Source organism: Psychrobacillus antarcticus, assembly GCF_029533155.1.
GTDB lineage: Bacteria > Bacillota > Bacilli > Bacillales_A > Planococcaceae > Psychrobacillus > Psychrobacillus antarcticus.
This window is the reverse complement of the sequence record NZ_JAIZDB010000041.1, coordinates 20989-32120: the sequence shown is the minus strand read 5'-3', so window position 1 is coordinate 32120 and position 11132 is coordinate 20989. Positions and strand designations below refer to the sequence as shown.

The following is an 11132-nucleotide window of genomic DNA, read 5'->3' as shown; positions in this document are numbered from 1 at the left end:
TGGTTCTACTCGTTCTTCTAGTTTCTCTATTTCTAACTTCTGTCCTATACTTATTTCCTTTTGATTTTGAAGATTTACCACTATTGTCGAAAGCTTTTGCTCTAACTGTGTGCTACTTTTTTCTAGTGACAACAACTCATTTTTCTTCATCTCTAACTCTTCAAATATAGGTAATAGACTGTTTAAATGGATAACTGTCTCCACACTTTTTTCTCGTGCTTCTTTATTGTTTAATTCCTTTGTAAAGATAACTTCTGCTTGTTGCAAATTTTCTTCCGCGATCGTTTTTTCTTTCTTTGCTTTCTCGAGTAATGCCAGCTTTCCTTTAACTTCTAGCCCGAGCTCGTTGAAATAACTTTCAACAGGTTCTATAATGCTTGCACGATCGGCAGATTCTAATTGTTGCTGCTTCAGTTTGAATTCCTCTTTACGTTCATTTAATGCATTAAGTTGTTGCTCTTTTATTTCTAGCTCGCTAAAGCGGTCATTGATAGTTTTAGATTCGTGGTAAGCTTTTTGCTTGTTCATATGTCGGTCATACGCTTCTTCGCGATTACGTTCGTCTAATGCTATCTTCTCATTATAAAAAGTCATCTCTTCTTTTAGTGCTTCTACTAATTGAAAAGTATTAAAGTTATCTTCTTCTATTAATTGAAATAGCTTAGACGCTCGACTAGGAAATGAAGCAATAATTTTTTCCGTAAAATTATCCTGCGTCATTTGCTCTCTTTTAAGTTCTGCTTCTGCAACTACCTTTTTTTCTTTGAGCTTTTCGTGAATCATTTTGTACGGCTCTGTTTTAAAGATTTTACGTAATATTGCCTCTTTGTTTTCTGTAGTAGACGTTAGGAGCTTTCTAAACTCCCCTTGAGGAAGCATGACAATCTGACTGAACTGGTCTAAAGTCAATCCTATGATTTCTTCTATTTTTTTATTGATCTCCGATACAATCTGTCTTTCTACAACTGGTACTTCTCCGGTTGCTTGTACCTCAAAAAATTCGTATCGTTCCCCTGTTGCACCTTTATTGCCTTTTTTCACATGACCTAACTGTCGCAATACACGGTAACGTCGATTATGTATCTCAAAGATCAACTCTACAGAAGTATGTGTATCATCCGTTGCGAAATCACTACGCATCATTTTCGTATCGCGACGATCTTCCCCACTGCCCGAACCGTAAAGCGCAAAACAAATCCCATCAAATATAGTTGTTTTCCCCGCTCCAGTTGCTCCAGAAATAACAAATAACTGATTGCCTTTTAGCTCGGTAAAATCTATCGTTTCAGTAAATTTGTATGGACCAAACGCACTCATTTTCAGTTCAATTGGTTTCAATTTGTTTTTCCTCCTTCCCGCTCTTCCCGTGCTAATAAAGTTAAGACATCTTTAAAAATTTGTTCCGTTTCTTCAGATGCTTCTTTTCCACTGACTTCCGTGTAAAACGAGCGAAATAATGTAAAATCATCCTTTTTCGACCGTCCAACTTCCGTTTCTTCTGAAAAACCTAGTAATTGAAATGCTTTTCGTTCGACGTGCATAGCGTTTGGATAGACCGTACGTATTTGTTCCATCGGAGATAAGATCGGAGTATCATCCAATAGTTTCACAAACACATAATCTTCACTAACTGGTTGCTTTAATATATCTTGTAAAAATCCTTCGACTGTTCGCATATCTCTATTAGGCACGAATAGTCTTTTTTCCACAGTTGTTTTACCTTCTGCATCCATCTCTACAATGAAAAAGCCCTTTTTGTGGTGTTCCTCTGAAATGGAATATTTCAATGGAGATCCAGCATATCGAATTGTTTCGTTTAATACATAGTGAGCCTGGTGTAAATGTCCTAAAGCGGTGTAGTGAAAAGGTTGGAATAGATTTGCATCTACATATTCTGCACCACCTATAGCTAAAGGACGTTCGGAGTCACTCGTATTTTCCTCCTCTTGCCCATAAGGAGTCACAAATGCATGTCCTATAAATACATGTCTTTTCGTTTTGTCCATTTTCTTTTCTATTGATTCTATTATTTTTTTCATCGCCTGGTTATGTGTAATAATTGTCTCTTCTTCCAATAGGTATCGTACTTGCGAAGGATCTGCGTATGGTACAAGGTGGAAATGCACCTCTCCAAATACGTCTTTTAGCTTAACCGTTTGCATACCATGGGTTAATTGACCCACGATGTATAAGCCAGTTTCTTTCATTAGCTTGCTACCAAAGTTTAAGCGACCTGGACTATCGTGATTTCCTGCAATAGTTAATAAAGGAGTTTTGCGTTTCAACACAATCTCATCAAACATTTCATCTAATAAATGTACTGCTTCCGTTGGAGGGACTGCACGATCATATAGGTCCCCTGCAATAATAACTGCATCTGGTTTTTCTGAATCTATTGCTTGGAGAAATTGTTCTAGGACAACACGTTGATCCTCCGTCATGTACACCCCCTGTACCAATTTACCAAGATGCCAATCTGCTGTGTGGAAAAACTTCAAAGAAATACACTCCTTCGTTTTATGATTACTTTCTGACTATTTTAAAGCCATTGTAAATTATGGATATTACAAAATATTAGTGCACCTTAATTGTTACCATGTTATGATAAAAATTGGGAGGAGGATGTTTATATGTCAACAGAAAGTTATCAACTAACAGCCATTATTATTTATATGATCGCAATGCTCGCAATTGGCTGGTACTCTTACAGAAAAACTGCCAATTTAACGGATTACATGCTTGGAGGTCGTTCTTTAGGCCCTGCTGTTACTGCACTTAGTGCTGGAGCTGCAGATATGTCTGGGTGGTTATTAATGGGTTTACCAGGCGCAATTTATCTATCAGGTATGGGTGAAGCTTGGATTGCAATCGGTCTTACAATCGGTGCATATCTAAACTGGCTTTACGTAGCACCTAGGCTTCGTGTATATACAGAAGTATCAAGCAATTCAATAACGATACCAAGTTATTTAGAAAGTCGTTTAAAGCAATCATCTCGATTATTACGTGTTGCATCTGGTTTAATCATTTTACTATTCTTTACGTTTTATGTATCGTCTGGGATGGTAGCGGGAGGAGTTTTCTTTGAAAGCTCATTCGGTTTAGACTATCATACAGGACTTTTAGTCGTATCAGGGGTAGTTGTAGCTTATACATTATTTGGAGGATTCCTTGCAGTTAGTTATACAGATTTCCTTCAAGGACTACTTATGTTCCTAGCGTTAATACTTGTACCAGTCTTTGGTGTATTTATGACCGGCGGAATAGGTGAAACAGTAGAATCTATTAAAGCTGTGAACCCTAGTCATTTAAGTCTGATCGCCGGTACAACAGTTGCAGGAGTTATTTCCTCTGTAGCTTGGGGACTAGGTTACTTTGGTCAGCCACATATTATCGTTCGCTTTATGGCAATTAGTTCTGTTAAAGAAACAAAACAAGCTCGTCGAATAGGTATTGGTTGGATGATTTTAAGTCTTGTAGGTGCAATTGCAACTGCATTAGTTGGAGTTGCTTATTACCAACAAAACCCGGATTTATCTCTTTCAAGCCCGGAGGCAATATTCATCGTATTGGGGCAAGTTGTTTTCCATCCATTTATCGCTGGGTTAGTATTAGCAGCAGTTTTAGCAGCGATTATGAGTACCATTTCTTCTCAGTTAATCGTTACTTCTTCCGCTTTAATAGAAGATTTATACAAAGCTCTTATTAAAACAGATGCATCCGATAGAACATATGTAAATTATGGTCGTATCGCTGTATTAGTCGTTTCCATTGCCGCTGCAGTCCTTGCTTGGGAACAAAACGAAACAATTTTAGGCCTTGTTGCATTTGCATGGGCAGGCTTCGGTGCAGCATTTGGTCCAGTTATCTTACTATCACTTTACTGGAGAAAAATTACTTCCGCTGGGGCATTGGCAAGTATGATTGTTGGTGCTGTAGTTGTAGTAGTTTGGGGTACAAATGATGCACTTTCAGGAGCATTATATGAAATCGTTCCTGGTTTTGTACTTGCATTGATCGTAGCGGTTGTAGTCAGCTTAATGACATACAAACCGAATGCGGAAATCGAAAAAGAATTCGATGAAACATTACGTTTGTTGAAGGAAAGTAAAGAATAAGATAAATAACATCAAAACCCAGTAATAATGCGAGTTTAACTACATTACCTTCACAATGTATTTCAATGAATACTAAGTGTTTGGTATTCAAATGGTATTCAATTTGGTATTCAATAACTGGGCAAGGGTAATTATAATATATGTATGCAGCACCTCTTATAAAAGGGGTGCTTTTTGCGTAAAGAATGTGTAAGGAATTTGGCAAAAAAAAAAAGAAGAACCGAAGTCCTTCTTAAAAAACAATTTAAAAGAGGACCAGACGCATCCAGTCCTCTTAAGTGCAAGCCGAAGCTATACACCGCTATTAGTTAACTGTATGTTAACATTAATTTTATTATGTGTAAAGGATATTTAATTATACATAAGTCATTAAACCATTTATTTTATTTCTTGAGTCTGTTCCTAATATAGATGTATGAACTTCAGGAGAAGAGACTCTTATAAGGTTCTCTGTCTCCTGAGCAAAACTCTTTATAACTTTCCTTAACTCTGTTTTAGATGTACCTATTTTTTTTCTTAAATAAATTATTAGTATCAAATAATCCACAATACTGTCAAAAGTAATATTGCGGATTCTTGTTTCAGCTTGTAAAAAGGCTTTTAAATCCGCTGAAGATTCACTACCTTTAAATCTACAATCAAAAACTACTGCATTATGAGCTACTGCATTTCTGATGTCTTTCAAAAGGAAAATAATCGTTTCTAGCATCCTACCATTATGATTATGAGAACTAGTATGGATGCCTAACTTTTCTGTAACCATTACTCTAGTATCGTAATTTAAACATTGCACAAAAGAACCAAAGTTCCCCAAACTAATGACTTCAAATATTGCCCATAAAGGTACTTGATCATTTTTATGATAGTAATGTTGAACGACTGGCCTTCCATCGCTGTAACTATAAGTGATGGCATTGTAGATCTTATCACGTAAATTTAGCCTATATTTCATCTTTTTCTTATATTTTCCACTGCCTACCGCTTCTTTTTTATAATCATTTAAAAGATTAGTGAAAACGTACTCAAAATCGGAAGAACCGCTTTCAATTACAACTTCCAGAGTATAGTTTTTTAAAGCGGTTTCAAGCAGCATTAGATTTGGATAAAAAAGTGTTTTTAAAACCATATCAAATTCATATATAGCTGTTACTTCATCAAAATGGGTGTAATTAATTCTATTTTGAGAACTCCTTATAAATCGATATCCTTTAAAACCATGATAATATCCCATATTCAATAATTCTCTTTTGTGTTTACTTCCTTGTATTTCAATACTATGTATATCCCTCATATACCTCATTAAACTATTGGTATTTTTACCATTCATAATTTTCCCCTCCAATCAATCGCTATCGTTGTACTTGCAGTTGTTTCTTTCTGTTGCAATTCGAGTTCTTTTTTGAACTTGATCAAATCACCCCACTCTGCTTTTTTCATATGACCTCTCCTCTGTGTGAAATTATTTAAATCGCATAATTTCCTAATATTTGAAACTATTATATCATGCACTTAGGAACCAGAGAGGGAGATACGGAATAAAAATATAATTCATTAGAATTGATACTTCAATTGACTATTTCTGTTATAATATTTGTTCAAAATTTAATGAACACCTGTCAGTATAGGAATACTCGAAATAGCTAAAAATAAAATAACATAGTAACATAAGAAAAGAGGGAAACAATATGGACCCTACCACTAAAAGAATTACACTTACAGTTAATGAAGTAGCTGAATTATTAGGAGTATCTATTGGAACTATCTATACAATGGCAAGACTAAAGGAAATCCCACATAAAAAGATTCGAGGACGTATTTTGTTCCATAAAGAAACAATTGAAAAATGGTTTATAGAAGAATAAATAAAAAAGGGCCTAAGCCCCTTTTACTTCAATAATTTCATCATTGATTCCAAGCCTTTACGCTCATTCTTTACCTCTTGTAATACTTCCTCTAAATACTCAATTAAATCAACCGTAGCGCCTTTAAAATGCATCTTACGGGATTCTTTAAGTATCTTGTTTGCACCCGTTATAAGAGTACTTACCTGGCTTTTTAATATGGCACGTTGAGTTGTTGGAACTTGTCCTTTACTTTTCTTTAAAAAATCTTGAGCCATGATTTTCATTTTTTTAGCTTCAGCAGTGATAGTAAATAAAATCATGCTTTTCTGATGATCTAGTTGGAGATTCAAACTGTTGTTCATAGGCTTACCCCTTTCATCATTGCACTTATAGAAGTTTGACTGTATTGCAAATTATTAATAGTTTCAAAAACTATCTCTCCAACTGTTCTACCGTCCATAATAACTGGTGCGGGTTGGATAATAATTGGTCTATCATTTTGTGAATGGACATTATTTTTACCATTTCTATTATTAACAGATGCACCATAGCTTTGGTCGTCCACAGATGGAGTAGCAAATCGTGCTAAATGCATTGCAGTTTTTTCAACTGTTGCATGCATTTGCTCCATTCCCAGAACCAATCCTTCACCGATATGACGTCCTATCCCCATTGTGACACGAGAAGGTGACTTAACTTGTAAAGCCGATTTCATGGCCGCTTGAATACTATTTGCAATAGATCTAGCTTTTGCAGTTAGAGCCGGTTCCATCGATGCGAGTCCTTCAAGAAGTCCCTTACCTGCATTCTCACCAATGGTTTTAAGTGACTTCAATTCATCATCAGAAGACTTGGTAATTAACTTGATTTTATTAACCCATTCAAGGCGTAGTTTTTCTAATTCTGTGTTGGCAACGTTTCGTAACTCGGTGATACTAGCTTCTGTATCCTTTTTCATACCCGACAATTCTTTCTCAGCTTGTGTACGAGCAAGAGCAGTCTTATCTTTATACAGATTAGAATAGATAGTTAAATGCTCGTCTGTTAATGAATTGAGCGCTAATAATTCCGGCAATGCTTTAGGACCCATCTCACGAAGTTCTTCAATTAATCCGGAGTCAACTCTTTTACTTGCGAATTTGTCCATTTCTGTTTGCCATGTTCTAAATCCTTCCACTTGGCTATTAAGATTCATGAGTAAATCAGAACCAGACTTTTCAACTACATACGTAAACTCTTCAAATAATCCAGAAAATGAGCGTAACGAATTTGCTCTACTGTCCACCATGGAGTTGTATTTATCTAGCAAATCTTGAACGGAGTTATTGTAATCATCATTAATTGATTTCATTTTGTCTGTATATTCTTTGTTTGTAGAAAGAATTTCGTTATCAATAGCCTTTAATGCTTTCTGATAAGACTTTTGTGCTTCCACTTTTTCTTTGGTACCTTTTTTAAACGAGGAGATAGATGATTCCCAAATCTTCACTTCATCAACCAATGCAAGTTGCTCCGTTTGTTTCTTTTCTTCCACAAATAATTTAAGCGCATCTAATCTTTCTTTACCTGATTTCGAATTAATTTTGGAAACATCAGATGCCGCCCTTTCATTAATCTTTTTAACTTTTGTTGATGAATCTTGTTCTAAGCGTTGTATTTTTAAAAGTTCTGCAGAAGTGAGCTTGCGTTTCTTCTCCTTAGCAGTTTTCTTTATTTGATGAATATCTTCATTGGCACGTTTTTCAATTTTCATCGCTTCTTCGTTTGCTTTTTTATTGATTACAGCTATTTCAGCATTTGTTTCTTTAGTCCCTTTGGAAAGGACATTTTTAGCGGATGCAATTAATGATTTACTAACTTGAGCGGCTTTAGCTGTTACTTCATTTTCTTTATCTTTAATACCAAGCGCCAATCCCATTGAAGTATCTTGGCCAATTGCGAACATGACTCTTGATGGTGAACGTCGCTGAAGTACCCTAGAAACTGTTGTAATAATAGAGGTACCAATCTCTCGTGAAGCGATTATTATTTCGTTCGCTTTTTCTTTCATACCATTAATCAAACCTTGCACTAAATCTCTACCTACATTTGTAAACCCTATAACTCTTATAGTTAATTCTGCTAAAGCTTCAGCCATTTTTCGTTTCATCAATTTAGGTAGATCGCCCATCACATAATCAATTGATCTATGCATTCCTATAAAAGCCTCTGAACCTTTTTGACGTAATTCACCCAACGAGATAGCGCCATTTATAGCCATATTTTTAAATGATCCGTTAACCTTCAAGTAAGTAATAGCCGCCGTTTTTGTAATATCAATCGACCATTCATCCCATAGGCTCAATTGTTTACCAAGCATGATTTCGTTTTCTGTGAGATGCTCTCCGCCTTTTTCTTTAGCAATTCGCAATACTTCGGAATACATTTCGTCAGCTTCAGCAACCACACCATCTTTCTGTGTTTGTGCTTCTAAAATCATTTGACGAGCTTGTTCACCAGTATATACACCTACTTCGTCCCTCATTTTGATAATGAATGCAATTGTATCCTCGTATTGTTTTTCCGCTTCATTGATTACATCTGTTTTAGTTTTGCGAGCATCATCAATAGTTTGAATAGCTTGTTCTGCAGTAATTTCAGCAGATTGTGCCTTCATACGTTCCATTATCGTTTTAAATTCTAGCTCGCTCTGAGAAAGAATTTGTAAACCTGCTTCAAACCTCTCCTGTTGAAGCATTTTAATTGTTGCATTTTCTTCATAAGTTGTTTTTCTGTTTTCTTCAACGGCTTTATTTACTATTTCTGCCACTCGAGCATTTGTTTCTTCTGTCTTCTTCTCTTTTTCTGCATTGAATGCTTCTAATCTTGAAATGGCTTCTTGCTCTTGTTCGTCTGTCAAGATACTCGATTGTGCTGAATAATTCTTTAACTGAGTTAATTGCGCACTGTGATCTTCCGTCATTTTTGCTAGTACTTGATCTCCCATTGCATCAAATGTTTGGATTATGGTATTTGCCATATCTTGTGTGACTACCATTCCACCCCAAGAAAGTTTATTTAATTCCACAGTCGCTTTATCATTCAATTCTACGAATCCAGTAACCGCTTTTTTAGTTGAATCAGAAACTTTATCACCAAAGATATCAATCTGTGGAAGTCCTTTTTGATCGAGATGGCGGTATAATGCAACTGCACCTATTGTTACTGCAGCAAGTCCTGCGACAGTAAGTCCAATTGGATTTGCTAGAGCTAAAAGTGATGCGCCTAAACCTCCAGCCACACCTATGCTAGTTGATAATGCTCCCACAGTTGTTATTAATCCGCCTAATCCAGATAATAGAGTACCTCCTACAACGAGTACAGGACCAACTGCTGCAGCTAATACTCCAAAAGTTAGCGCCATTTTCTTAGTTCCATCACTCGCCTGTGCTAAGGAGCTTATCCAAGGTTTGATTGTATTTATTCCATCTTTAACGATGGGGATTAATACGCCACCAAATTCCATACCTAAATCTTTAATGTCATTCCACAATATTTTTATTTGGGATGCAGTTGTCTTATAACGTTCTTCCGCTTCTTTCGTGAGCGCTATGTTTTCATCCCAACCGGCATTAGATACTTTGATAGCTGAACCAAACAGTTCACTTGCTCCACCTGCTCTTAGTAAACTATCACGTAGGAGAACGCTTGTAATACCCATCTCCTGAAGCATGTTAATAGCTGTATCTCCTGAGTCTTCAGCGTTGGCAAGTCCATCAATAAAACTTCCGATTGCTCCAACTGCATCTTTTTCAAACGCCTGCTTGAATTGTTCGCCCGTCATGCCCGCAATTTTAGAAAATCCTTCAAGTTCTACACCAGCATTTACAATAGCTTTCAGTTCTTTCTTGGTCATGCCCATATCTTCAGCCATATTTCCAAACGCTTTTCCACTATGGGATGCCATCATTTGCAAGTCACGCAAAGACAAGCCTGTTTCATTTGATAGCTTTTGAACCTTAGTAAATCCTGTGGAAGTCGCTAATTGCATACTTACCATAACGCGAGAAAATGCACTACCACCCATTTCTGCGTTTATTCCTACAGATGTTAAGGCTGTTGAAAGCCCTAAAATATCTGCTTCACTCATGCCAACCTGAGCACCTGCCCCTGCCAGTCTGAGTCCCATTTCCACAATTTCCTTTTCCGTCGTCGCAAAGTTATTACCTAAGGCTACGACGCTGGACCCTAATCGATCGAAATCTTTTTGATTCATTCCAGTGATATTTGCTAATCTAGCAAGTGCTGTTGCCGCTTCTTCAGATGACATATTAGTTGCAACACCAAGGTCCGTCATCGTTCGAGTGAAACCTAAAATACTTTCTTTTTGGATTCCTAATTGTCCTGCAGCTTCTGCAACTCCTGCAATTTCTGTAGCTGCAGCAGGGATTTCTTTTGCCATATCACGAATGCCATCAGATAATACTTGGAATTCCGCTTCTGTTCCGTCCACAGTTTTTCTTACACCAGCAAACGCACTTTCAAAATCTACCGCCGCTTTAAATGCAGCACCACCCATTGCCATTAAAGGGGCTGTTACGTGCATTGATAAGTTTTTACCAATTTTTGTAGCTTTGTCACCCACAGAAGATAGTTGACCTCCAAAAGCTTGCATTCGTTCTCCATTTTGAGTCCAAGCTGAGGATTGAATACGTAACTGCTCAGTGACTTGATTTAATTCTGTAGATAAACGATTATGCGCAGCCTGTGCCTCATTTACACGTCTTGCTTGACGTTCCAGTTGTGCTTCATTTGCCGTACCGCTTGCTACTAATTCATCGTACTTTCTACGTTCTGCCTCTAATTTAACTGTAGAAGTCCCTACGGACCTCGTTAATATTTCTTTCTTAGATGTTAAACCATCGATTGACTTTCCATATTCTGCGCCCAATGCTTTTGCCGCTCTTAATTCAGAACCCATTGCTCCTAGATGCCTATTCATCTGATTGATTGAACCGTTGAAATTTGATGCATCCATGCTTAGGGAAACTGCTAAACTACCAATTTCTGTTGTCATATTCTCACCTTCTTATTTTCATATTTTTTATTAAGTTGTTCATTGAAATCTATGGGTTTTTAATATGTTAATAGCTTTTCTGTACCAATTTAAGACCTATTATTAGGTGACTCC

Annotated in this window: 7 protein-coding genes; 2 read left to right on the top strand and 5 right to left on the bottom strand. The window is 36.7% G+C overall.

From position 1 onward, the window contains the following. Positions 1-1338: AAA family ATPase (locus LDK52_RS18255; protein ID WP_277587353.1), on the bottom strand; the 1338-nt coding region annotated here is incomplete at its 3' end. Next, positions 1335-2498, bottom strand: a complete 1164-nt coding sequence (locus tag LDK52_RS18250) for an exonuclease SbcCD subunit D (protein WP_277587352.1) — start codon at positions 2496-2498, stop codon at positions 1335-1337. The genes LDK52_RS18250 and LDK52_RS18255, both read right to left, overlap by 4 nt. 132 nt (positions 2499-2630) lie before the next feature. Here LDK52_RS18250 and putP point away from each other — a divergent pair, with 132 nt between their 5' ends. Next, positions 2631-4118 (top strand): sodium/proline symporter PutP, encoded by a 1488-nt coding sequence (putP, locus tag LDK52_RS18245; protein ID WP_277587351.1) that lies wholly within the window; start codon positions 2631-2633, stop codon positions 4116-4118. Between the two features lie 355 nt (positions 4119-4473). Here the strand turns inward: putP and LDK52_RS18240 are convergent, their stop codons facing one another. After that, positions 4474-5445: an Abi family protein gene (locus tag LDK52_RS18240; protein WP_277587350.1), complete on the bottom strand. Its 972-nt coding sequence runs from the start codon at positions 5443-5445 to the stop codon at positions 4474-4476. Positions 5446-5803: 358 nt separating this feature from the next. Between LDK52_RS18240 and LDK52_RS18235 the strand changes: the two genes are divergently transcribed. After that, the gene (locus tag LDK52_RS18235) at positions 5804-5980 is read left to right on the top strand and encodes a helix-turn-helix domain-containing protein (RefSeq protein WP_277587349.1); all 177 of its coding nucleotides are present in this window, start codon (positions 5804-5806) and stop codon (positions 5978-5980) included. A gap of 23 nt (positions 5981-6003) precedes the next feature. Here the strand turns inward: LDK52_RS18235 and LDK52_RS18230 are convergent, their stop codons facing one another. Together LDK52_RS18230 and LDK52_RS18225 are read right to left on the bottom strand one after the other, a co-directional pair. Next, positions 6004-6324, bottom strand: coding sequence for a hypothetical protein (locus LDK52_RS18230; RefSeq protein ID WP_277587348.1), 321 nt, complete (start codon positions 6322-6324; stop codon positions 6004-6006). Next, positions 6321-11018 carry a phage tail tape measure protein gene (locus LDK52_RS18225; RefSeq protein WP_277587347.1) on the bottom strand — a complete coding sequence of 1566 codons (4698 nt, stop codon included), beginning with the start codon at positions 11016-11018 and terminating at the stop codon, positions 6321-6323. The genes LDK52_RS18230 and LDK52_RS18225 overlap by 4 nt, the downstream gene beginning before the upstream one ends. Between the last annotated feature and the right edge of the window lie 114 nt (positions 11019-11132).